This window comes from Candidatus Shapirobacteria bacterium (genome assembly GCA_041659325.1).
Lineage (GTDB): Bacteria > Patescibacteriota > Microgenomatia > UBA12405 > UBA12405 > JBAZYN01.
Genome location: JBAZYN010000001.1, coordinates 512,670 through 535,753, shown reverse-complemented (window position 1 = coordinate 535,753; position 23,084 = coordinate 512,670). Strand labels below are relative to the sequence as shown.

At 43.4% G+C, this 23,084-nt stretch carries 30 protein-coding genes; 24 read left to right on the top strand and 6 right to left on the bottom strand.

The genetic code is table 11. From position 1 onward, the window contains the following. The first annotated feature begins 1 nt into the window (after position 1). The 18 genes from WC841_02930 to WC841_02845 all read left to right on the top strand — a co-directional run bounded on the left by WC841_02930 (position 2) and on the right by WC841_02845 (position 13,831). A complete protein-coding gene (locus WC841_02930; GenBank protein MFA5828288.1) occupies positions 2-1,642 on the top strand; it encodes a hypothetical protein in 1,641 nt (546 codons plus the stop codon). Between the two features lie 62 nt (positions 1,643-1,704). After that, a complete protein-coding gene (locus tag WC841_02925; GenBank protein MFA5828287.1) occupies positions 1,705-2,298 on the top strand; it encodes a hypothetical protein in 594 nt (197 codons plus the stop codon). Next, positions 2,299-3,024, top strand: a complete 726-nt coding sequence (locus WC841_02920) for a cohesin domain-containing protein (protein ID MFA5828286.1) — start codon at positions 2,299-2,301, stop codon at positions 3,022-3,024. A 13-nt stretch (positions 3,025-3,037) separates the two neighbouring features. After that, positions 3,038-3,676 carry a fibronectin type III domain-containing protein gene (locus WC841_02915; protein ID MFA5828285.1) on the top strand — a complete coding sequence of 213 codons (639 nt, stop codon included), beginning with the start codon at positions 3,038-3,040 and terminating at the stop codon, positions 3,674-3,676. A gap of 204 nt (positions 3,677-3,880) precedes the next feature. After that, positions 3,881-4,357 carry a GatB/YqeY domain-containing protein gene (locus WC841_02910; protein MFA5828284.1) on the top strand — a complete coding sequence of 159 codons (477 nt, stop codon included), beginning with the start codon at positions 3,881-3,883 and terminating at the stop codon, positions 4,355-4,357. 30 nt (positions 4,358-4,387) lie between these two features. Continuing rightward, on the top strand, positions 4,388-4,750 hold the full coding sequence (gene ybeY, locus WC841_02905; protein MFA5828283.1) for an rRNA maturation RNase YbeY: 363 nt from the start codon (positions 4,388-4,390) through the stop codon (positions 4,748-4,750). A 45-nt stretch (positions 4,751-4,795) separates the two neighbouring features. Continuing rightward, on the top strand, positions 4,796-6,361 hold the full coding sequence (gene dnaX / locus WC841_02900) for a DNA polymerase III subunit gamma/tau (GenBank protein ID MFA5828282.1): 1,566 nt from the start codon (positions 4,796-4,798) through the stop codon (positions 6,359-6,361). A 43-nt stretch (positions 6,362-6,404) separates the two neighbouring features. Further along, complete coding sequence (locus WC841_02895; protein ID MFA5828281.1) at positions 6,405-6,653, top strand: YbaB/EbfC family nucleoid-associated protein; 249 nt, start codon at positions 6,405-6,407, stop codon at positions 6,651-6,653. 5 nt (positions 6,654-6,658) lie between these two features. Further along, complete coding sequence (gene recR, locus WC841_02890; GenBank protein ID MFA5828280.1) at positions 6,659-7,258, top strand: recombination mediator RecR; 600 nt, start codon at positions 6,659-6,661, stop codon at positions 7,256-7,258. A 63-nt stretch (positions 7,259-7,321) separates the two neighbouring features. Further along, on the top strand, positions 7,322-7,801 hold the full coding sequence (locus tag WC841_02885; GenBank protein ID MFA5828279.1) for a hypothetical protein: 480 nt from the start codon (positions 7,322-7,324) through the stop codon (positions 7,799-7,801). 17 nt (positions 7,802-7,818) lie between these two features. Further along, positions 7,819-9,213 (top strand): cysteine--tRNA ligase, encoded by a 1,395-nt coding sequence (cysS, locus tag WC841_02880; GenBank protein MFA5828278.1) that lies wholly within the window; start codon positions 7,819-7,821, stop codon positions 9,211-9,213. A gap of 12 nt (positions 9,214-9,225) precedes the next feature. Beyond that, a complete protein-coding gene (locus WC841_02875; GenBank protein MFA5828277.1) occupies positions 9,226-9,426 on the top strand; it encodes a hypothetical protein in 201 nt (66 codons plus the stop codon). A 58-nt stretch (positions 9,427-9,484) separates the two neighbouring features. Next, positions 9,485-9,781: a 30S ribosomal protein S6 gene (locus WC841_02870; GenBank protein ID MFA5828276.1), complete on the top strand. Its 297-nt coding sequence runs from the start codon at positions 9,485-9,487 to the stop codon at positions 9,779-9,781. A gap of 10 nt (positions 9,782-9,791) precedes the next feature. Beyond that, on the top strand, positions 9,792-10,316 hold the full coding sequence (gene ssb, locus WC841_02865; protein MFA5828275.1) for a single-stranded DNA-binding protein: 525 nt from the start codon (positions 9,792-9,794) through the stop codon (positions 10,314-10,316). A gap of 16 nt (positions 10,317-10,332) precedes the next feature. Continuing rightward, positions 10,333-10,587, top strand: coding sequence for a 30S ribosomal protein S18 (gene rpsR / locus WC841_02860; protein MFA5828274.1), 255 nt, complete (start codon positions 10,333-10,335; stop codon positions 10,585-10,587). Between the two features lie 49 nt (positions 10,588-10,636). Further along, positions 10,637-11,419: a hypothetical protein gene (locus WC841_02855; protein ID MFA5828273.1), complete on the top strand. Its 783-nt coding sequence runs from the start codon at positions 10,637-10,639 to the stop codon at positions 11,417-11,419. Positions 11,420-11,423: 4 nt separating this feature from the next. Beyond that, positions 11,424-12,635 carry a S41 family peptidase gene (locus tag WC841_02850; GenBank protein MFA5828272.1) on the top strand — a complete coding sequence of 404 codons (1,212 nt, stop codon included), beginning with the start codon at positions 11,424-11,426 and terminating at the stop codon, positions 12,633-12,635. Positions 12,636-12,658: 23 nt separating this feature from the next. Then, positions 12,659-13,831, top strand: coding sequence for a trypsin-like peptidase domain-containing protein (locus WC841_02845; GenBank protein ID MFA5828271.1), 1,173 nt, complete (start codon positions 12,659-12,661; stop codon positions 13,829-13,831). A 401-nt stretch (positions 13,832-14,232) separates the two neighbouring features. Here the strand turns inward: WC841_02845 and WC841_02840 are convergent, their stop codons facing one another. Then, the gene (locus tag WC841_02840; GenBank protein ID MFA5828270.1) at positions 14,233-14,631 is read right to left on the bottom strand and encodes a hypothetical protein; all 399 of its coding nucleotides are present in this window, start codon (positions 14,629-14,631) and stop codon (positions 14,233-14,235) included. A 130-nt stretch (positions 14,632-14,761) separates the two neighbouring features. On the opposite strand from WC841_02840, the gene WC841_02835 reads away from it, so the two are divergent. Together WC841_02835 and WC841_02830 are read left to right on the top strand one after the other, a co-directional pair. Beyond that, positions 14,762-15,910, top strand: coding sequence for a winged helix-turn-helix domain-containing protein (locus WC841_02835; GenBank protein ID MFA5828269.1), 1,149 nt, complete (start codon positions 14,762-14,764; stop codon positions 15,908-15,910). Between the two features lies 1 nt (position 15,911). Further along, the gene (locus tag WC841_02830) at positions 15,912-17,477 is read left to right on the top strand and encodes a hypothetical protein (protein MFA5828268.1); all 1,566 of its coding nucleotides are present in this window, start codon (positions 15,912-15,914) and stop codon (positions 17,475-17,477) included. Between the two features lie 5 nt (positions 17,478-17,482). On the opposite strand, the gene WC841_02825 is transcribed toward WC841_02830, so the two are convergent. Genes WC841_02825 through WC841_02815 form a run of 3 tightly spaced genes read right to left on the bottom strand, consistent with a single transcriptional unit; the run spans position 17,483 to position 18,742 of the window. Continuing rightward, the gene (locus tag WC841_02825) at positions 17,483-18,208 is read right to left on the bottom strand and encodes a peptide chain release factor-like protein (GenBank protein MFA5828267.1); all 726 of its coding nucleotides are present in this window, start codon (positions 18,206-18,208) and stop codon (positions 17,483-17,485) included. 18 nt (positions 18,209-18,226) lie between these two features. Continuing rightward, positions 18,227-18,487: a 50S ribosomal protein L31 gene (rpmE, locus tag WC841_02820; protein MFA5828266.1), complete on the bottom strand. Its 261-nt coding sequence runs from the start codon at positions 18,485-18,487 to the stop codon at positions 18,227-18,229. A gap of 24 nt (positions 18,488-18,511) precedes the next feature. Beyond that, on the bottom strand, positions 18,512-18,742 hold the full coding sequence (locus tag WC841_02815) for a hypothetical protein (GenBank protein ID MFA5828265.1): 231 nt from the start codon (positions 18,740-18,742) through the stop codon (positions 18,512-18,514). Between the two features lie 343 nt (positions 18,743-19,085). On the opposite strand from WC841_02815, the gene WC841_02810 reads away from it, so the two are divergent. Beyond that, on the top strand, positions 19,086-19,796 hold the full coding sequence (locus tag WC841_02810; GenBank protein ID MFA5828264.1) for a hypothetical protein: 711 nt from the start codon (positions 19,086-19,088) through the stop codon (positions 19,794-19,796). On the opposite strand, the gene WC841_02805 is transcribed toward WC841_02810, so the two are convergent. Together WC841_02805 and WC841_02800 are read right to left on the bottom strand one after the other, a co-directional pair. Continuing rightward, the gene (locus WC841_02805) at positions 19,793-20,530 is read right to left on the bottom strand and encodes a hypothetical protein (GenBank protein MFA5828263.1); all 738 of its coding nucleotides are present in this window, start codon (positions 20,528-20,530) and stop codon (positions 19,793-19,795) included. The two genes, WC841_02810 and WC841_02805, sit on opposite strands and share 4 nt — an antisense overlap. Then, entirely contained in the window at positions 20,530-20,997 is a 468-nt protein-coding gene (locus tag WC841_02800) for a hypothetical protein (GenBank protein MFA5828262.1), read from the bottom strand. The genes WC841_02805 and WC841_02800 overlap by 1 nt, the downstream gene beginning before the upstream one ends. A gap of 55 nt (positions 20,998-21,052) precedes the next feature. Between WC841_02800 and WC841_02795 the strand changes: the two genes are divergently transcribed. The 3 genes from WC841_02795 to dnaB are packed head-to-tail and all read left to right on the top strand — an operon-like array spanning position 21,053 to position 22,919. Then, entirely contained in the window at positions 21,053-21,205 is a 153-nt protein-coding gene (locus WC841_02795; GenBank protein MFA5828261.1) for a hypothetical protein, read from the top strand. After that, positions 21,196-21,627, top strand: a complete 432-nt coding sequence (locus WC841_02790; GenBank protein ID MFA5828260.1) for an MBL fold metallo-hydrolase — start codon at positions 21,196-21,198, stop codon at positions 21,625-21,627. The genes WC841_02795 and WC841_02790 overlap by 10 nt, the downstream gene beginning before the upstream one ends. After that, a complete protein-coding gene (dnaB, locus tag WC841_02785; protein MFA5828259.1) occupies positions 21,615-22,919 on the top strand; it encodes a replicative DNA helicase in 1,305 nt (434 codons plus the stop codon). The genes WC841_02790 and dnaB overlap by 13 nt, the downstream gene beginning before the upstream one ends. Positions 22,920-23,084: the final 165 nt, after the last annotated feature.

Sequence of the window (23,084 nt, the reverse complement as noted above, 5' to 3'; positions counted from 1 at the left end):
AATGAAAAAGGCAGGGACCATTGTTTTTGGGGTGGTCTTGCTGATCGCTCTTGCCGGGGCAGTGTTTTTGACCGGCAGGAGCAGGGATACCAGAAGCGGGGCGTACTTTGCCGGATCAAAATTATTTCTTTTACCCGAGAACAGAGTATTGAAAATGAATGAGGCTTTTCCAGTGCAGTTGTGGGTTGAAACGGGGAACGTAACGGGTGGGTCGGAAAAGGCGAAAGTAGTGGGGGTAACCACTCAGGTTTGTTATGACAGTACTAAGCTTTCGGTTGATGAGACTGATTTGGACAAAGTGATAATTGTAAATAAAGAAACGAGCTCGTTTAATGAGGTGCCATTGTCGATGATGGTAGCGGTTGGTGGCAGCAATTACCCTGCGGGGATTAATAGATGTATTAATTTATCGGTGACTTCTAACAAGCCGGAAGCGGATTTGAGCTCCGGAGTGGTAAATGTGGCCAAATTGATGTTTACGGCGGGCGGATCGACAACGACGGGGATGATAACTCTTGATAAGAGTAAATCGGTTGTGTCGGGTAATTCAACGACTACCGATACGGCGATGTCGATAGATAGAGTTACCGGGATGAGTTATGTGATTGAAGATGGCAGCCAGTCGGAAGTGACCCCGACTATTACACCAAAACCAACAAATACATTGAGACCGACAGGAACGCTTATTCCCACCAATACGCTGAGGCCTACACAAACACCAGTGAAGCCAACGAATACATTGAGACCGACCAATACCCTCGTCCCAACTAACACACCAGTGAGACCAACGAATACATTGAGACCGACAGGAACGCTTATTCCCACCAATACGCTGAGGCCTACACAAACACCAGTGAAGCCAACGAATACATTGAGACCGACCAATACCCTCGTCCCAACTAACACGCCAGTGAGACCAACGAATACACTAAAACCAACAAATACCCTGATGCCCACAGAAACACCACTGGCCGATGTGCCGACAGAGACGCCACCGAGGCCGACAAATACGTTAAGGCCAACCAACACTCTTTTGCCGACAGAGACGCCACCAATGACAGCCGGTTGGCCGATTTTGAAATACATGATTTCTTACAGGGATGTACTGGCGGGCAATATGTGTGCGGTAAATTGGCCGGTGACGGTGACAGTTTTGGCACCGGAGGGGACTATTAAGATATATCCCGGGCAGATACCGGTACTGAACACGTCAATAAGCGAGAGGGTTGTTTATGGAGGCCAAGTAGTTTTGACGGACTTCCCATATTATGAGGGAATAGCCGTATTTTTTAAGGGACCAAAGCATCTTCAGGTGAAGTATGGGATTGATAACCAATCTGAATATTTTGCTTCGACATGGGGTAATTTAGCTCTGACCGATGATGCAGACACAACACCACTTTATGATTTTTCGAGATATCCGGTAATGCCGGGTGATGTGACCGGAGCGACGGTTGGAGTACCCGATGGGGTGGTTGACGGTCTTGATTACTCTTATGTGAAATCAGCCGCAACCAGAATTGACGAGGTAGATGACGGTGGCTACTTACAGGCCGATATGGACGGGAACTGTAAGGTTAACGGAATTGATACAGCTTTGTTTAAACAAACATTAAAAGATAAATTAGAGCAATTGTATTAGTTGGAAGTTCTGTGTTATCTTTAAATTAGAAGAAATTATAAAAAAACAAACGGAGGAAAAATATGAATTATTTTAAAATATTAGTACCAATTGCGGCAGTTTTGGTGATTGCCGAAAGTATTATTTTATTTTCAGGTCTGGCAAAGAAGAATCTGGTGGTGACTCCTCCGGGTGGAGATGTTGCCCTGATTCCGTCAGAAGTGGTTTCCAACCCTGATTTTAGCTTGGTTTTTGCAGGGGAGAGCCAGATGCAGGCAGGAAAGCCGTCGATGGTGGAAGTTAATATGCTTGCGAAGAACGAGAGATCTCTTGATTCGTTAAATTTGTATGTTAAATATGACCCGAAATCATTTGATATTGATAGCTTAACTTTTGATCCGAAGTTGCCTAGTCCGACATTTAGTAAGGTCAGTACTACAAAGGGAATGATAGTAGTAAACTTTTTGATTTCGGATACTCAGGGGATGAAATTGGCCGAGGGTGATGTTTTGAACCTGGTGAGCTTTGAAGCAACTCCAAAAGTAGTTGGGGATTTTAGTTTTGAAGTAAGTACTGGAAACGGTACAAACGAGTCTGCTACTATGTTTGTAGAGAATGCTACTGCTAAGGCGTTACCTTATTCAGGCAGCAAATTAACTATTGAGGTAATAAAATAAATGAATCTAAAAGTAAAGTTTTTACTGGTTTCCCTGGTTGCGTTTCTGATGTTGGTGGTGACTCCGGTAAAAGCTTTTGCGGCTCCGAGATTTACATTTACCCCGGCAACGGGAACATATACGGTGGGTTCAAACATTGTAGTTGTTCTGGGGGCTGAATCGGATGCGGAAAAGGTTTTGGCAATGGATGTGATGGGGAGCTTTGATGCGACTAAACTGGAGTTGCTATCGGTGGAAAGGGTTTCGGCGCCGGCTTTTAACTTTACCTTTGATGCGGGAACGGCAAAAATTCAAAACGACTCTGGTACTTTTGAGATGACCTTGGCACCGACTTCAACAAGTCTGTACGATTCGGCCACTGTCTCTGGGCCTTTACTGACATTCACTTTTAGGACAAAAGCGGTGGGGACGGCAATTGTTAATTTGGCCTGTACTCAGGGGAATACTAGAGATACAAATATTGCTAACCAAGATGGGGCTGATGTGGTCAGCTGTGCGGCAAACCAGAGCGGGTCCTATACTATTGTTGAGGCTGCCAGTGGGCCTACACCGACTTCCAATCCTGCCGCGACTCCAACTCCGTTAACTTCGACTTCTACGACAACGACTACCACAACGAGTACAGAGGCTGAGTTGCCACGGACCGGTGGTTTTGGTCCGACGATGGGCTTATTAGTTTTTGGCAGTGTCAGTATACTTTCCATACTATTACTTGGATGGTTATAAAATGAGAGGGGCGGTGAATGTAAAATCGATTGTTGTTCTGGTAATTATTTTATTGGTAGGGGTGTTGGGGGTGTTGGGGATAAATACTGTGAGGACATATATGAGCGGGGCGGCGGCTGATACGGCACCAAAAGATGTGTTGGCAAAACCATTGGCCGACGGGAAGAGTGCTGTGATTTCCTGGACTTCTGATAAGGCGTCTATGGGGGTAGTGGAATACGGATCGACTCCGGCAAGTTTACTTTTGAGGGCAGTGGAAACAGAATCGGTAGTAAGTCATAAGATGACTTTGACCCCTCTAAAACAAGGAGCAAACTATTATTTTAGAATCAGGGTAGGAGAAGAGGTTTTTGATAACAACGGTATCCCATACTCCTTTAAAACAATGGCGGCACCGGAGCCGGTAGCGACGCCAAATATGGTGATTGTCCCCACAGTGACTGCCCCCCCGGGATGTGTGGTGGGGAGTACTTACAACGGTAAAAAAATAGCAAACAGTCTGGACGTGGTTGAATGCCTGAAGGCCCAGCCCAAAACTTCGAGAGCGCCGGTTCCGACTTCAACGGGTTGCGGAGTTGGGGACACTTTTAACGGGAAGAAAATATCTAACAGTATAGACGTGATTGAGTGTTTGAAGTCTAAGAAAAAATAAGATAGAATACACCTTATGTCAATAAAGGAGGTGAATTGATGCCAATAATTGTAAAGAAAAAAAAGGGCGAGTCCAAAGATGATGTGATTGGTAAGTTTCGGCGGTTGTGTATTGAGGAGGATATTACTGAGGAAGTAAGAAAAAGGGCGGCTTATACCAAACCCTCGGAAGAAAGGTACGCAAAAAAGAAAATCATAATCTGGCGTGAAAAGTGCCGGAAAAGAGCTAAAAATTCCAGAAGGCATGCTTAGAGACAAACTAAAATCTGATAGTGTTTTGGCTTTGAAAAATCGGGATTCCGCCCGGGTGGATGTGTTGCGGTTTTTGATATCTTTGATTGATAAGAGAGAAATGCAATTACCACCCGGGGGAATGACTGACAAGGAAGAAATTTCTGTTTTGCGTAAGGAACTAAAAAATAAACAAGAGTCGAGAGAAATGTTTTTGAAAGCCGGAAGGGAGGATTTGGTAAAACAGCAGGATTATGAGATTGAAGTGGTAAACGAATATCTACCACAAGAGATGTCCGAGTCGGAGGTGGAAAAGATTGTTGATGAAGTTGTGGCTGAATTTGGGGGTAACTTTGGGTTGGTGATGAAAAACGTGATGATTAAGGTAGCAGGGAGAGCAGGCGGAGAGATGATTTCAAAGATGGTGAAAGAAAGGACCAAATCCCTCTAAATCTCCCTTTGACAAGGGAGACTTATAAATATGAATAATGTTATTCTGATAAAGCACCCGAAGAATTGGGGGTTGGATGAGGTAATGGTTTTGAGAGTGGCAGAAAAGGCGCTGAAAAGTTTTGGGTATCCGAGAGGGGTGGAGCTAAGTATATTATTTGTGGGTAGGGAAAAGGCGAAAAAATATAACATGGAATACAGAAAGAAGAACTATATCCCGCAAGTTTTGGGCTTCCCAATGTCGAAAGAGCCCATGGCAGATGGAAGAATAAGGTTGGGTGATATAGTTATATGTACTGAAAAGTTGAAGTATGAGGTTGTTTTCCAAAAAAGCAGGCTCGAGAAAGTGTTGCTTGAATGGTTGAAACACGGGGTAAATAATTTGGTGATATAGTTAAAGCCATTGTAAAGTCAGACTCGTTTTGGTTAAATCTGTCTGATGTCTGTTTTTCATCTAAAATATCGGCCGCAGAGGATTTCTGATCTTGATTTATTACGGGTGGGTGGAAGCTTGACCAAAATTTTAAAGTCGAAAGACACCCCTCAGGCCTTTTTGTTTTCCGGCCCAAAAGGATCGGGAAAGACGTCGGCGGCCAGAATTATGGCCAGGGCGGTAAATTGTTTAAAACCGCAAGGAGTGGAGCCGTGTAATATTTGTGAAAACTGTGAGGAAATTAGCCGGGGGAGCAGTATGGATATCATTGAAATTGATGCGGCATCAAATCGGGGAATTGATGATATCAGGGTATTGAAGGATAGGGCATATCTGTTGCCAAGCAAACTCAAACAAAAGGTTTTCATAATCGATGAGGTTCATATGTTGACTAAAGAGGCGTTTAACGCCATGTTAAAGCTGATTGAAGAACCACCCAAAAATACTATTTTTATTTTGTGTACAACTGATCCTCAAAAAATCCCCGAAACGGTTTTGTCGAGGTTGATGAGGGTTGATTTTGGCAAGGGAGCAAAGAAGGAGCTAGTGAGTTCTTTGAAGAAAATAATAATCGGAGAAGGGATTGAGATTGACGATAAAACGATAGATTTGTTGGTGTCGGAAAGCGATGGAAGTTTTAGAAATTTGCAAAGAAAGTTTAACGAATTGTATCTTCAGTTGGGTAATAAAATTACATACGATAAGGCAAAGAAATATATGGAGACTATTTCGGGAGAGTATGGGGAGAAGGAAATTTGTGCTGATTTGGTTTTGGGAGACGGGAGAAAGATTATGGAAAGACTGGAGAAAATGGCTGGGGAAGGGGCCGACTTTTCGGTATTTAGAGAAAAGTTATTGGAGTATCTGCAAAAAAGGTTGGTGGCTTTTTTTGAAAATGAAGTGGGCTTGTCGGAGGATACGGGATTGGGGTTGAAGGAAGTTTCCCGACTTATAAATTTGCTGATAGCTGCCAGTAAACAGGAGAAAGAAGTAAATATTGATCAGCTGCCATTACAGCTAGCGGTGGCGGAATTCTTGGGGGTGGGAAAGGCCCCGATGGCGGGTGACAGCAAAGTCGAGACGACGGTGGTGACGGAAACCGTACTGAGAGTCGAAGAAATCAGGACTGAGATGGTAAGTGAGCCGGAAGAAAGGGAGGAGGCTGAGCTCAAAGTTGCGGGTGGTAGCTTGGAGCTGGAAAAAGTGGAAAAAGAGTGGTCAAAAATGCTGTCAGCGGTCAAGCCATTTAATCATTCGGTAGAGGCGTTTTTGAGGGCAGCCCGGCCAAAATTAGTGCGGGGAAAGACATTAATTTTGGAGGTTTTTTATCCGTTTCATAAGGATAGACTTGAAGAAGCAAAAAACCGTAAGGTGGTAGAAATGGGCTTGTCGAAAGTTTACGGGGTGGATATGGCGTTTGAATGTGTCCTAAGTAAGGGCAAAAAGGAGCCTCTGGTAATAAAAAACGACACGCCCCTTGAGGCGGTGAGCAGTGAGTTATCTTTGGAGAAAAACAATGCTGATAACAGTACAAAAGATATATATGAAGTGGCCAAAGAGATTTTTGGGTAGATTTTCGATAGAATAAGGGCGGATTAAAAGTTATTTAAAAAATATGTTTGATAAAGCAAAAATGTTGGCTCAGGCTTTCAAGTTAAAAAAAGCGGTGGAGGCGGAAGTAGTAGAGGTTGAAGAGGGAGGAGTAAGGGTTACGGTGTCGGGGGACCAGAAGGTGAAATTTTTGTCGATAAACGGGGTAGAAAATAAGCTACTGGTGGATACTATTAATAAGGGATTGAAAAAATCACAGGAAGCCGCCGCCAGAAAAATGAAAGACATGGGCGGTTTGGAAGGTTTGTTTTAATAATCATGGTTCAATTCCCAAAGGCGCTGAGAGATTTGATTACCGGTTTTGAGAGGCTACCGGGGATTGGGCCCAAAAGTGCGACTCGTCTGGCTTTTTACCTTTTGAATACGCCCGCTTCTTTTGTGGTGGAACTAGCTCAGGCTTTGATAAATGTAAAGAAAGATATCAAAGTCTGTAAAAAGTGTTTTTCGGTGAGTGAAGAGGATGAGTGCGTGGTTTGTCTGGATGAAAAGAGAGACCATAAACTGGTTTGTGTGGTGGAGAGGGCGATTGACATGATGGCGCTTGAAAATATGGGAGGGTATAGGGGGGTTTATCACGTGTTGGGAGGAGTGATCAATCCGCTGGATCATGTTGGTCCGGATGACCTAAAGATTGATGAATTATTGGCCAGGATTGACGGGGTGGAGGAGGTGATAATCGCCACCAATTCAACTATGGAGGGTGAGGCAACGGCACTTTATATAAAGCGGAAAATTGAAGAGAGAAAATCAGGTCTTAAAATTTCCCGAATCGGGAGTGGTTTGCCGATGGGGGCTGACTTGGAGTTTGCAGACCAGGCCACCCTGAGCCGGGCAATGGAGGGAAGAAGGGAGATATAAGAGTTGGTAAACTGTAATCAGTAATTAGTAATCTGTAATTAGAAATTATAGAATTCAAATAAAATGACAGATAATAATATTCCAAAACAAGTGTTGCAGGCGATAAAACAAATAGGAATGGAGACAGTAGAACAAGGGGTAAAGCAGGTGGCGCAAATTGGTAATACAATAATTACCGGCAAGGAGCTTTTGGGGGACATAACGCCGATGACTGAGGGGCAATTGCAACAAAAGCGGGCTGAGGACGATAAAAAGAGACAGGAAGAGGCAGAAAGGATCAGAGGAGAAATGGGGCAGGGAAGAAATGTGGGGGCGGAAATTAAGCAGATACAAGATCAAAAAAAACAGGACGAAGACGAGAAAGAACGACAGTTTTTGGAAAATTTAAAGAGACAGAGAGAAGCAGAAAAGCGGGAGCAGGAAGAGATGGCGGCGCAATACGGATCTGAAGGGAATAAAAAGAAAAAAGGTCCACAGCGACAGGGTAAGAGGAAACCTAGCATGGTTGATCAGAGTATGGAGCAAGCCAAAAAACCGGATTAATATTGATATAATCTGGTATGATCAAGTTTTACAATACACTGACGAGGTCTAAGGAGGAGTTTAAGCCTAGAGAGGAGGGGAAGGCAGGGATTTATAGCTGTGGTCCGACGGTTTATTCCAGTCCACATATTGGAAATATGTATGCCTATATCGCCTGGGATATTTTGGTTAGGACTTTAAAATATGTCGGATACGAGGTTAATCAGGTAATGAATATTACTGATGTGGGACACTTGACCTCAGATGCCGATGAGGGGGAGGACAAGATGGAAAAGGGCTCAAAAAGAGAGGGGGTGAGTGTGTGGGAGATTGCCAAAAAATATGAGAGCGAATTTATGGAAAGCCTGGAAATGCTTAATATTGTGAAACCTTTGGTTTTTTGTCGGGCAACTGATCATATTAAAGATCAGATTGAGCTAATAGAAAGGTTAGAGAAAAACGGCTTTACTTATCAAATCAGTGACGGAATTTATTTTGATACGGCAAAGTTTCCGGGCTATTGTGATTTTGCCAGGTTGAATCCGGACAAAATTAAAGAAGGGGCCAGAGTGGAAGAGAACCGGGAGAAAAGGGGCCCCTGTGATTTTGCCTTGTGGAAATTTAGTCCTTGCGTAAACTCAGGGCAAGCCCGGAGGCAAATGGAGTGGGAAAGCCCGTGGGGAGTGGGATTCCCGGGGTGGCATATTGAATGTACGGCGATGTCGACAAAATATTTGGGGGAAACTTTTGATATTCATACGGGAGGGGAAGACCATATTCCAATACATCATACTAATGAAATTGCTCAGGGATGCGGAGCATTCGGACATCAAACAGCCAATTATTGGATACATAATGCCTTTATTACGATAGGACAGGGTAAAATGAGTAAATCAGTTGGAGAGGTGTATACGATACGAGCGTTAAAAGAGAAAGGTTTTGACCCGATGGTGTACAGGTATTTGGCGATTAATTCTCATTACAGAAAGGGGATGACTTTTAGCCTGGATGGTATGGCGACGGCGGAATTGTCGTACCGGAAGTTGTTGTCGATGGTTTTAAGATGGAAACAGAATGGAACTCCCGGGGGGAAGGTAAGCAAAGATTTTAAACAGCAGTTTGTGGAAGCAATTGAGAATGATTTGGCAATGCCGGAGGCGATGGCGGTTGTTTGGAAATTAGCAAAGTCGGATTTGGCGGACGGCGATAAGCTGGCAACGATATTGGACTTTGATAAAGTGTTGGGCCTGAAATTGGATAGGGAGTCGATTGAAGAAAAGGTGCCGGAGGCGGTGGTGGTGATGGCCAAAAATAGACAGAGGTGCAAGGAAGAAAAGAAATGGGCGGAAGCAGATACGATTAGAAATGAGATTAGGGAATTGGGATATATAGTTGAAGATACGAAAGAGGGATATATAATTAGGAAAATATAGATTGATGAGAATATGGATATAAAAGAAGCAAAGCAAATAATCGAGTCGATGGAGCTGCCTTTGGAGGCACTGGCCCAGGCAAATTCTATTTTGGAGTCGGTGGCGGATTCGGATAATCTGACAAACGAAGAGATTGACAGGATATTGGCAATTATTGACAAGGAAGCTGATACTGAGGCTCTGAAGACAGAGCCGATAGAAGATATTGTATGAAAATATGGGCAAGTTTATTATTGTAAAACAAAGGGGTGTGTGATAACCTAGTACGTTCATGAAAGACAATAAATATAAATATCAGATTGTTTCGGTTTTGAATCCAAAAATCGAAGAAAAAGAAAAAGAAGAGGTTTTGGTAAAGATAGAGGGTTGGGTTGATGATGCCAAGGCCAAAGTAGTTTCCAAAAATCATTTGGGAATGATTGATATGGTTTATAAAATAAGGGATTTTGGAAAAGGTGATTTTTGGGTTTTGGACGTGGAAGGCGAAAAACCGATTCAATTTAAGGAATTTAATTTATTTTTGAACAGAGAGCCGAAAATTATACGTTATTTAATATTAAAAAAGTAAAGGAGTCAAAATGCCCAGTAGGTGTCTAAATCGTGTTTTGTTAATTGGTAATCTAACCAGGGATCCTGAATTAAGGTATACCCCGGCAGGGATGGCAGTTGTTTCTTTTGGATTGGCCACCAATCGGGTTTGGGTAACCAAACAGGGCGAAAGAAAAGAAGATGCTCAATTTCATAGGATTGTGGCTTGGAATAAACTAGCAGAGTTGTGTTCGCAATTATTGGCAAAAGGCCGCAGAATATATGTAGAGGGCAGGATTCAGTATCGGGATATGGTCGATGCCGAAAATAGTAGAAGACAGATTGCAGAGATTGTAATTGATGATATGATAATTTTGGACAACAAAGGTGTCGGCGACAGACAAAATACGGCTCAGAATTTCGCCCCGGCTGGCGGCGCCTCTGCTCCAGCTCCTGCAGAAGAATTCGTGCCTGAGGACGGTAAGCTTGAAGATATTGTGATTCCGGATGAAATAATGGACGCAGAAACTTCGGCAAAATCAACTGATGCTCCGAAAGAGGAGATGCCGTTTTAAAATTTTTGGTGAGTTTATGATTAAAAAATCCAAGAAAGATTCGCTTTTAGCCGCAAAGATTCGCGGAAGAGAAAAGGGCTGTTCTTTTTGTAAGACCAAGACCATACCGAGATGGGAAGATTATGAGGGTTTGAAAGAATATTTATCCCCCCGAGGTAGGATAATCGGAGCCCAGTACTCGGGTGTTTGCGTGAAGCATCAAAGAAAATTGTCGGATGTTATCAAGCAGGCGAGACACTTGGGATTGGTGCCATTTACGACTCAGAATTAAAGACAGACGGGATTTTGGTCTCTGAACTGCTATAATTTCTGATGAGGTTATGGCGGTGAAGAAAAAAAAATCAAAGTTAGCGACGGTGAAGTCAAAGTGGGTGGTGATGATTCCCAATGGGGCAAAGGTAGAGGTATCGGAGGGTGTGAAGGTGAAGAAAGGGCAACTTTTGTTGACCTGTGAAGAGGTCGGAGTGGATTCTTATGACGCCTCGTGGATGTTGTCGAGAATGTCTAAGGGTAAACTTCAGGAATTATATAGTAGCTTGAGCGATAAGGAATTTAAGGAGGGGGACTTGTTGTTTGTCGACGGAGGACTGTTTCCCAAAAAGCTATATTCTCCATGCAGCGGTAAGTTTTGCGGGATTGATGAGTTTTTAAATATTCAGTTCCAGACTGTGGTAAGCAAAAGAAGAGAGATTGTTTCGCCGGTTGATTCGGAAGTTTTGAAGGTGGAAAAGGAGAAAATGGTGCTGGAATTTGAGTCTCTGAAGTATGAGGGAGTCGGGTTGGTGGATGGTAAGGTGTGGGGTGAGAGCGACCTAAGGATTCGGAATAAACTAACGGAGTTAACTAGCGCTCTAAACGGTAAGATTATCTTTTCAACAGAACCCAGTGTGGCGTATATTATTAAGGCGGAGGTACTAGGGGTGGCCGGTTTGGTGGTGCCGGAACCGGTGGAGATGGATTTTAAAGAGATTGAGGTGGGGTTTCCGGTGATGTCTTTGGAGAGATCGGTGTGGGATCAATTGGTGGATAATCAAACAGATGAGGGAGAGAGAAGGATATTGCTAAATTCAAAGGTTGGCAGATTACTTTTGGTAGTACAATAGAAGAATGAGGATTAAGACCCTGAGGAATATTACCTTAATATTGGCGGTTATTTCGGTGTTTTCTCTGATAAGCTTTTATGCCGGCAGAAAAAGTGTGGAAGATGCTCCGGGTAGCAGCGGAAGGGAACCCTTGGATTTGACGATGATGTGGAGGGTGAAGGACCGGTTGCAACAGCTGTATCTTGATAAAGAAAAAATCGATGATAAAAATATGGTTTACGGGGCGATTTCGGGGATGGTGTCGTCTTTGGATGATCCGTATACGGTTTATCTACCGCCATCAGAAAATAAAAGTGCCAATGAAGATCTGGCGGGTGAATTTGGCGGAGTGGGAATACAGCTTGGGTATAAGGATAAAACGATATCGGTGATGTCGCCTTTGCCAAAGACACCGGCGGAAAAAGCCGGAGTTAGGGCGGGGGATTTGATTTTGAAAATTACTGATAAGGAAAAAAATATTGACAAAGATACGGCCGGGATGGCTTTGGATGAAGCGGTGAATCTAATCCGGGGGAAAATCGGAACGGAGGTGACATTGAAACTATTCAGAGAGGGAGAAAAGGAAACTTTTGACGTGGTTTTAAAAAGAGACAACATTGTGGTTGCCAGTTTGGAACTTGAATGGAGGCAGGAAGGTAACAAGAAAGTGGCGTGGATAAAACTGTACAAATTTACTGAACAGTTGTATACGGATTGGCCCGGTCTGGTGAATAAAATAAATGAGGAAAAGGCCAAAGGCAGCGTGGCGGGAATAGTGCTCGATTTGAGAAATAACCCGGGCGGGTATTTACAGGCGAGTGTGTTGGTGGCATCTGATTTTGTTGAGAGCGGAGTGATTGTGAAACAGGAATCGTCGGATGGGAAAGTGGAATCGTATGAGGTTGACAGATCGAGAAGGAAACTGCTTTCGGATAACTTGGTGGTTTTGGTGAATGGGGGATCAGCCTCAGCATCTGAAATTTTGGCGGGGGCGCTGAGGGATTATGGCCGGGGAACACTGGTGGGAGAAAAAACCTTTGGAAAGGGCACAGTCCAGCAGCCGGAAGATTTTAGTGACGGCTCGGGGCTTCATGTAACGGTAGCCAAATGGTTGCTGCCGAGTGGGAAAAATATTCACAAAGACGGAATTATGCCTGATGTTGAGGTAAAATATTCGTCCGTGGATGAAGAGGACATGCAACTTAAAAAGGCGATTGAAGTATTGACAAAAAAATAAGTGAAGATTTACAATAGAAAATCATGAGGGGAAAATCGCTAAAAATTGCGGGCATATCGGTGGCGGTAGTTTTGGTAATTTCACTATTACTGTTTATCGGAGTAGTGTTGGGAAGAACGGTAAAATCCAAGTTTTTGGACAGGACGGTAGAAAAAGTTTCGGAGATTACCAAGTTGCAGGTGATTGACGAGGAGTCGGTGGTAACGAAGGTGGTGGAGGAGGCGACACCAAGTGTAGTGACAGTATCAATTAGTAAGACTACGGTGATTAGCGACCCTTTTTCCGATAATGGTTTTTGGGGAGGAATGTTTGGCTTTGGGGTTCCCCGGCAGGAGGTAAACAGAGAAGAAAAAATTGAACAGGATATTGGCAGCGGATTTATTATTACCCCTGACGGACTGATTGTGACCAATAAGCATGTAGTGTCTGATACGGAGGCGAAATATAAGGTGGTAGTTGGGAAAGACGACGTGATAGAGGTAAAAGAGATATATAGGGATCCGGTTAATGATTTGGCAATTTTGAAAATTGACAGGAGCGGATTAACGCCGGTGAAGTTGGGGGATTCCGACAGACTGAAGGTGGGGCAGACGGTGATTGCTATTGGGACAGCACTGGGCGAATTTCGGTCGACGGTAACCAAGGGGGTAATTTCCGGATTGGGAAGGGGAATTGTGGCCGGAGGCAGTTTAATTGGGACGGAAAAACTGGACGGAGTAATTCAGACTGATGCGGCAATAAACCCCGGGAATTCCGGCGGGCCGCTTTTTAACTCCTCAGGCCAGGTGATCGGGGTTAACGTAGCGGTGTCACAGGGAGGGCAGAGTATTGGCTTTGCCCTACCTATTAACCTGGTCAAGGCTTCAATTGATAATTTTAAAGCTACGGGTGAATTTGAGCGACCGTATTTGGGGGTGTCGTATAGAGTAATTTCAAAAAATTTGGCCTTGCAAAACGGTGTTCCGGCCGGAGTTTATGTCCAGGAAATTATTGCCGGCAGCCCGGCTGAGAAATATGGAGTTAAAGGGGGAGATATAATTATGGAAATTGACGGGGTGAAGATGAATGATGATAAAGCTGACTCTTTGGTTTCAATTATTAATAAAAAGAAAATAGGGGATAGTGTTGACCTGAAAATTTGGCGGGATGATAAAGAGATGAACCTTAAAGTGAAGCTGGAGAAGAGGACGGGGTAGAATTTTTTGAGGTGGGAATTATATCCATCCAAGATTCTGGAAGTGCAACCTCGAATTGGCCAGAGGCGATACGAACGACCGGTATGGTTATCGGCGTTGGTTCTGTATTTATTGTGATTTGGGATTCCACTGTGCAAGGGTTCTGTCGTACTAATATTATCCCGTAGGAGGAGCTGATTTTTGAGATTGAGCGGATGTTGGCTTGGGCAAAGGATGTAGCATGGTGTAGAACCAAATTTTTTGCGGGGGTGCAAATAGAGCATCGACCCCGTAAGCGACCGGGCTGGTCGCAAGTCAGACGGCCCGGGACAGCGCATTCTTGAAAGTGCTTTTCAGGCGTAACCATGGGGTATATATATCACGGGGTGCCGGTTTTGTCAAGAGAAAATGGGGGCTAGTGATTAGCGTGGGGCTCTAGAAGAGGGGAGAATAGCCAATCTCATTGTATTTAATAAGTTTATGGGTCCTTTGTTTTTGGGTGATTGGTAGTCGGCACCCGGGACATCTCCCCGAGAGGCATACCCGATGGTTATTGTCTGATAGGGGTTTTGCTGTATTTTACTCACAATTTCGGCTCCGTCTCGGTTGTCTCCCCAACCTCCAGGGGACAAATTTCCATCAACGATGGCAAATCTAACTTTTAGTTTAGGTAATTGGGGGATAAGCTCTAAAGCTTCTGACATTGAAGTGGCCGGATGTACTCCGTAGTCATTCATATCTAATAACATGCCAAGGCTAGCTTGGATGTCTGGACTGTCATCAAAGAGGGCAACTTGTTTTTTTGTTTCTTTAAGAGACATAATGATTTTGATTTGTAATAAGGGGAGTTTATTTGGGTTGGAGGAGAGAAGCTTGATTTTTATCTGAGCGGAAGCCGGAAAAGTTGGAGAAAGTGGGAGGAATAGCGATAGTTTGATATAATCCTGACGGATGAGAGATATAAACAGTAAGGTGCTGTCTGTGATAAACAGGGGGGAAAATGCAACCTTAATTTTTGTCCCAAATGCTGGTAGGAATTGGGTAATGTCTCGATTGGATTTTGGAGAACCGGGGAAATATAAAGTAATTAGAATTGAGAAAGAAAGGCTGATATCGGAGGATTCAGTTGATTTTTATCGATTGATGGCGGAAGAATTGGGGATTGTTGGAGCCGGAGATGATTTGGGAAGCATATTTAATAAAATTGAGGCGGAAATAAAAAGACTTCTAAGTGGAGGGATTCAAATAATAATAATATTAGTCGATTTTGAGAGTTTACATTACCCGCTATCGGTGTGGAATAATATGGTTTATTTGTGGCGAAAGAATAAAGTTTTGATACATTATATTTTTGGAGTCAATCGGGATATTTTTGACGGGGAGAGCTTGACTAAATTAGGAAAGGTGGCAGAACTGGTTGGCCAGAACAAAATATATTATCCGCTATATTCAAAAGAGGAATCAAATGGGGTTATAGCTGATTTTGTAAGAAGATATGGTTATAAAATAAAAAAAGAAAAAGGAGAAGCAATCTGGAAAATTACCGGAGGGCATCCATATTTGATAAAGGTTTTTTTGAGAGGTTTATCTTTGAAATCCTGTTGGGAGGTGAAAAAAGTATTTAATGACATACTGGAATCAGTTGGGGGAAAAGATAAACGGTTGATGGGGTTACTGGCAGCGGGGGGAAAAGTAGAGGACAAATATTTTTCGGATTTTGTGAGACAGAACGGGTTGGTAAAAAAGGGAAAGTTATTTTTGAGGATGTTTGAAGAATATATAAAAAATAAAAAATTAATAGATAAAATGAGGTTGGAATTTGATGAAAAAAGGGGAGAAATAGTGGCGGGAGGAGTGGTAGTTTCTGACATATTTAGCTTGAATGAATATCAGTTGTTGAGGGGCTTTCTGGAGAGCAGAGGCCGGGTGATTAGTAGAGAGGAAGTGGCTCGGGTGCTTTGGGGGAAAAGGGCGGATGTTAAGTATTCTGACTGGGCAATAGATAAAATGGTGGGAAGTTTACGGAAAAAGATGGCTGAGGAAAGTATCGGGAACAGAATACAGACTGTTAGAGGTAGGGGATATCGGTTGATAAACTAAGGTGGACAAACAGGAGATGATGGGTATTTACAAAAAGGGTTTGGACCAAGCCGGGCATGAAGGTTGGAGTGTTTTATTGGAGAGAGAAGGATCGATAGATCTTTGTAATAGAGTGGCAAAAATGGCCAGACAAGGGCAAATACTAAAAGGAGGATCGACTCTTGAGGAGTATGGAGGAGTGGGTCTAAGGTTGATAGAATTCGATAGGATACGGGGTATATATGGTTACGAAGAAGATGGAAGGGTGGCGATGACAGAGGTCGGGGAGTTGATCCGTGAAGTCTTGGTGAGAAAACCAGAACTTATATTAATGGCGGTGGAGGGGGCAGCTTTGGATCTTTCAAGAGCGAAAGATCCGGCTTTTGTTCGGGGAATAACTCCCAGATGGAGGTTTTCACCAACGGAGTTAGCGAGGATGGAAATGGCGGGAGAGCGTCCATGTTTAAATAATGCTGATGTGGACCTATTGGCAATAGGGCAGACCGGCGAGGCGGAAGAGGTATTTGGTGATGTGGCGGGTAAGAACTTATGGGCGGAAATGGTAAAAGTGAGGAGTGATACTGGAGACAGAATTCAATGGCAAATGAGTCGAAGGAGGTTGGGGATGGAAGTTGATGGTAATGGAGAAAATGAAGTGGAGACAGTAAGGAAGCTATATTTTGGTCATCCTTTGCTTCATGTGATGAGCCCATTTGGGATTGATGGACCATCAGATAGTAATTTGGGACTGGCACCATTTTTAATGGCCAGAGGAACGGTTTGCCAACCGTGTTTAATAGTGCCGGGCGCTGATGGGCAATTGTTAGGGGTACAAATGAATTTTTATCCCGGGAGAAAAGAGGTCGCAGTGGCAAATAAGGGGATAATTAACTTTGTCGGAAATGAATACCTTTGGCCGGAGATTGCTTTCAACCAATTTGTTCCAGTGGCTGGTTTTCGGACAGCATTGCATGAATTTAGGGCAGTTTGGCCTTTTCAGATAATGCCCCTGGTAGTCGGAGATAGAGGACAACAATTATCAGAAGTCAGAATAGAGACTACTGACCAATTATTAAATAGTTTAGGCGAGTCTGCGTGGTGGTTAAATGATAAGGTATGGAAACCACTGGGAAAAAGTTTGTCTGCTTCAGAGGATGTGGATCGGTTTCATAATGCTTGGAATGCGTATTGGATGGCTTTAAATATAAATCCATTAAATGTTTTTATGTTGGGAGAAAAGGCGGGATGGCAATTAAGTTTATTGCCGGGAGTGGTTGGAACTGGTTTTGTGGAAAATGTTTTGCCGGGGTGGGAGGATTTTTGTGGGAAAATTGGTTTTGCTAAGATAATTGAAGTTTTGCGGAGGGGTGAAGAGGCCAGACAATTGTGTCTATCGGGAACAGTTGATTTTTTGCAATACGAGGAAGCGAGAGTTGGAGCATATGATAACTTTTGTAGACTAATACTAGAATATGCCGGTCAGTTAAGGGAGTTTCCTGATAATTATGTGGGTACAATTCTGAAAGGTTTATATCAACGCTATAGTAAAAAGGGGCTTCAGTTGGGAGGATATCAAGCGATGGCGTAGACTAGTTAGTTATTGTTTTCTTTGTGAGTATCGAGAACTGAAAGTTCGAGAATCAAGTCTTCGAGCTCGCCTTGCATCATACGATCGAGGTTGTTGAAGGAAACGTTGATACGATGATCTTTGATCTGGTTTCGGGAATAATTGTAGGTTCTGATTTTGTCTGCCCGATGGGATTGGGTGGCAATAGCCCGAGAGCCGCTGATATGAGACATTTTTTTGTCTTCTTCGATTTGCCAAAGTTTTGATTTTAAGAGATTCATGGCGATTTCCCGGTTTTGCTGCTGATATCGTTCCTGACGGACGGAAAAAGCTAGACCGGTGGGTTTGTGGACTAACCTGACGGCGGTACTGACTTTGTTGACATTTTGGCCGCCATGTCCGCCGGCCCGACAGGCGGTGATCTCAACATCATCGGGATTAATTACTATATCAGCGGAATCGATTTGGGGCAGGACAACGACTGAGGCGGTTGATGTTTGGATACGACCGCGCTTTTCGGTTATGGGGATTTTTTGGCCCCGGTGGGTACCGGTTTCGTGCTTTAGCTGACTGAAGGCATCAAAGCCGGAAATTTTTATGATATTGTCGTCAATTTGGGAGACTTTCCAGCCGATACGATTGGCATAACGGCTATACATGTTCATTAAGTCCTGAGACCAAATAGTGGCTTCCTGCCCACCCGGTCCGGTGTGAAACTCCAAAATGGCAATGTTTGGGTTTATAGTTGGCATATTTAAGAAAAAAACAAGCTAATTGGTTTTAGCAGTTTTTTTCTTGGGGGTTGCGGCTTTTTTGACAGCATAAGCCTTGCCCTGTTGGACTTTTTGGTTGAATTTGTCAATTCTACCCTTGACGTCGACAAACTTTTGTTGGCCGGTGAAAAAAGGATGACATTTGGAACAAACGTCTACCTCGATTTTTTCCAGGGTTGAGCCGGTGGTAAATTTATTGCCGCAGGCACAGCTTACCTGGCAATCAGCAAAATATTTTGGATGAATTCCTTGTTTCATAGGAATAGATTATAGCAAAAAATGTTAGGTTTTGCTGTTTTTGGTTGGCTTTATGACACCTTGGGAGGGTCGAAGTATAACTTCGCGCGGTGGAATACGTCTGTCCGTATGGGACCAATAAACGGTTGCTCCTCCCGGTAATTTATCCCAACCATCTATGTAATATCGGGGAGGGATCACCCCGACGGTATCTAATTCTTCAACCCGGAATCCACAGGGGTCAACTTCTATGCGATCCCTAGATATTCTTTCCATATTTTATTAATAAATAATATTCCACTAAAAACCCCTCCGTTTCGGAGGGGTTTTTGAGAATTAATTTGAGAAAAAATTAGCTTCCTCTTGCCTCCGAAAGTGCCCCCTTCGTAATAAGGAGGACGACCAAAATAAGGAGGACGAGAGAATTAACTAACATGTGAGGATGATAACAGACTATTAAATATATGTACATGTTTGAATTATTCGGATATGTTTTAAGGGTGGCTTATTCGGGGAATAAATAACCGAAATTAAAGAATAAATATATTATACGTATCGAATGAAATCCGGTATATAGAGGGGTAAATTCTTTGTGGTTTTGTTTTGGTATACTTAGTTTGTGACGGAGATTAATATAGGTTTTGGTGATTGGAAATTAGAGATTGATTTGATGGGGGGCAGGATTAAAGAATTGAGATACGGGGATAAGGTAGTATTGGGGACATATCATCGGAATGACGGAAAAATTGCCAATACCCATTTGTGTGTACCGAATTTTGCCAATGAGGGGGTAGGTAAATTTCAACTGCCGGCTCATGGGCCGGTAAGAAATGGATTGTGGAGAGTAGCGAAAGGGAATAAAAATTGTTTTCAGATATCTTTTGAATTTCAAAACGTGGGCGCGTATCCGGGACATATTGAAGTGCAGCAAAAATATCGCCTTGAGGGCAATAATTTATTGCATGAGATAGAAGTTAAAAATCTTGGGGCAAAATCACCTGTAAATGTGGGGATACACAACTATTTTGAAATGCCCCAGGGCTGGAAAGACCTGAAAATTAACGGAGAAAACATGAATGAAAAAGTTAAGAAAAGTGGCTATATTGCCCTAAAGCCCCAAAACGAGATTTTTGTTCCGGGACGGGGAATGATGGACTGGGAAATAGGAGGATTTCAATATTCAAAGTTGTGGGTAAGTGAGGGGGACAAGAATTATGTATGTATCGAACCCGTAAGGGGCAGAGAGGAATTTATTGAGAATAGGGAATCGTTTTTAAAAAGTGGAGAAACACTAAAGTTGTATCAGAAATTCGGAATTTCCGGTTTTTAGCTTTTGGGGGTGGGGGTAGGGGTCTGATAGTCGAGGTTTATAATTTTGGTGGCATAGAAGGATTTGCTGGTTTTACTTTCTGGCTTAAAAACCAAAATAGTTCTTTGGCCGTTTTTGAGATCCGAAAAAGATATTTTGTTTTTTTGGAGCTGAGTAATTTCTGTTTTTGCATCGGTTTTGATTTGATATTGGGTGTTTTTGTCGGAAGAGGGGATGAGGACAAAGACCGGAGAGGCTCGGGAAATATCGACAATTTTGCCGACGGTGACGTTTAGGGGATCAGCTATTGTTTTGAGGTCAACTATGACAATTCTTTTGGTATCGAGGGAACCGTCTTCAGTGGTATATCCCATGGCCAGGATTTCAACGCCTACTTTAAGACTTTCTAGATTTGATTTATTTTTGTTGATACCAATGACCACCGTGTCGTTAGTAAGGGATAGTTTTCGACTGGTAAGGAGATTGTCTTCAAGGGTAATTTCAAGTCCATCAATTTTGGTGATTTTTCCGATGATACCTCTTTTTTGGTTGACTTCGGGATTTGATATCTCGGCTAGTTTTTCCTGAACTTTTTGTTGGACTGCCTCGCGGATTTTTTTTATTTCGTCAAGTCCGGATGTTTTGGTCGGATCTGCCGCCGGGGTAGGGTCGTTGGCAACTGAGGTGGGAGTTGGGGTGGCAGCGAAAATATTTAGAGGACGAAAGAGAAAGAAAAGCAGGAGAAGAATAGTCATTATATCTTTGCGGTTGAATAGGTAATAATTAGTTGTATATCAGTTTGGCTGTCGCCGGTACCTATGGACGAGACGTTGATTTTGTTGGCGCCTGACTCGAGCTCGATATCGATAGAAAAAGCGCCGTCTTCGGAGGCCGTTTGGCTGTATGTTTTTTGAGCAGTGGTAATTATTATTGTACTTTGGGGTGAACTATTACCGGATACTGTGGTTTTGGAGTTGTTGACTACCGATTCGTTTTTGGGGCTGTCAACGGTTAGATTGTCGGGGTTTTGGATGGTGGGTTTTTCCGAAGGCTCAGGGCTGATTTTTGAATCGACGGCCTGGGAAACAAGCGGGATCGGAGATGGGGTGATGGCGGGGAGTTGGTTATTTTTCTTGTTGGCGTTTAGGGCAAAATAACCTCCCGTAAGTCCGAATCCGAGAAGAGCGCCCAAGATGATGGCGAGCACAAATTCTTTAAACATATTGATTTAGAGATGATATCACAAAGAGCTAAAAAGTGATGATAGAATTGCATATATGGAAATAAGATGTATGGGAAGTCAAACGGTTTTGTTAAAAGGCAAAAAAGAGAGTGTTTTGATTAATCCGACAAAGGAAGTTATTGGAGCTAATAAGGCCATAGGTAGGGTAATAATATTTACTTCAAAAAATACGATTGGTTGGGGCTAAATGACGGGGAAAAAGTGATATTGAGAGGTCCGGGAGAATATGAAGTCGGGGGGGTGGAAGTATTGGGAGTCGGTGCCGGCAGCGGAGACACGGTGTATGTAATTAATGTAGATGGAGTAACAATTGGAATTTTGGGTGAGATATCTGAAGTTTTGACCGATAAAAAAATCGAGCGGATTAACGCCGTTGATGTATTGATGGCATCGGTGGGAGGAGAAAAAGTGGTGGGTGGAAAAATTGTATTGTCGTGGGCGAAAAAGTGGGGAGCAAATTACCTGATTCCCGTCGGAGGGCAGGCGGACACCGGAGAGATGAAGAAATTTATGGATGAGGTTGACAGGGAGGATTTGCAGCCGGTTGAGTCGTTAAAGGTAGATTCTGAAAGTCTGCCTGAGGGGCTTGAAATTGTATGGATACATTAAAGATACCGCCGAGTTCTGAGCAAGCCGAAATATCGGTTTTGGGGTCGATTTTGATAGATAACGATGGGATTGTTGAAGTGTCGGATTTTCTTCGTCCCGAACATTTTCACAATGAAAACTATGCCCAGGTGTATCAGGCAATGATTGATTTGTATGAAAAGAGGGAGCCCTTAGACATCGTGACTGTTTCGGAAAGGCTTAAGGAGCTTAAGTTGTTAAAGAGGGTGGGAGGGAAGACGTTTTTGGCCAGGTTGGCAAACGAGGTGCCGACTTCGGCCAATGTTGAGAGTTATGGTCGGATTATTAAGTCGCTATCGGCTAAAAGGGAGCTGATTTCGGCGGCGGCCAGGATTTCCGAGAGAGCTTTTGATGATGGATTGAAGTCGGAGGAGCTTTTGGATTATGCCGAGCAGGAAATATATTCGCTGTCGCAAAAACATTTGAAATCGGTGCCATCTTCGCTGAAGGAAGTTTTGACGGCCAGTTTTGACCGCCTGGATGAGTTGCAGAAATTGGGAAGTGGTTTGAGGGGAATCGGGACCGGTTTTAAGTCGTTGGATGGAATGCTTGCCGGAATGCAGGATAGTAATTTAATAATTTTGGCAGCCAGGCCGGGAGTGGGAAAAACGGCTTTTGTTTTGAATATTGCCAGACATGTGGCGGTTGAAGAAAAGAAACCGGTGTGTGTATTTTCTTTGGAAATGAGCAAGGAGGAACTAGTAGACAGATTGCTAGTTCGTCAGGGGCTGATTGACGCCTGGAAGCTAAAGACTGGACAACTGTCGGAAGATGACTTTGCGTCGTTGTCGGAGGCAATGGGGGTACTAGCTGAGGCCCCGCTTTATATTGACGATACTCCCGGGCTGACGGTGACGGAACTGAGGACGAAGGCAAGGAGACTGCAGTCGGATAAGGGGATAAGATTTATTGTGGTTGATTATTTGCAACTGATGCATGGAACTACCAGAGATAATCGGGTTCAGGAGGTGTCGGAAATTTCCCAGGGATTAAAAAATTTGGCAAGAGAGCTAAAGGTGCCAATTGTGGCGGCGGCTCAACTTTCCCGGGCAATGGAAGCCAGGGGGGGGAAACCGAGACTGTCGGATCTGCGGGAATCGGGAAGTATTGAACAGGATGCTGACGTGGTACTGTTTTTACACCGGGAGGACGAGGAGGTTCGGGAAATTGTGACCTGTGGGATCGAAAAACACAGGAATGGTCCGACTGGAACTTTTAATCTGTACTTTAACGGTAAGCAGGTGAGTTTTTTTGATGTGGAGAAGAAAGGGTGAGATGGTAATTGGTAATCTGTAATCAGTAATCTGTAATCAGTAATCTGTAATCTGTAATTAGTAATTGTTTTGGGTTTAAAATTAGGGGTTTGTCGTGAGATAATAGAAGAGTTTGAAAGCCGAAGTGGTCCGCCTGCCGGCGGATAAATTTCATTGGTAGACTAC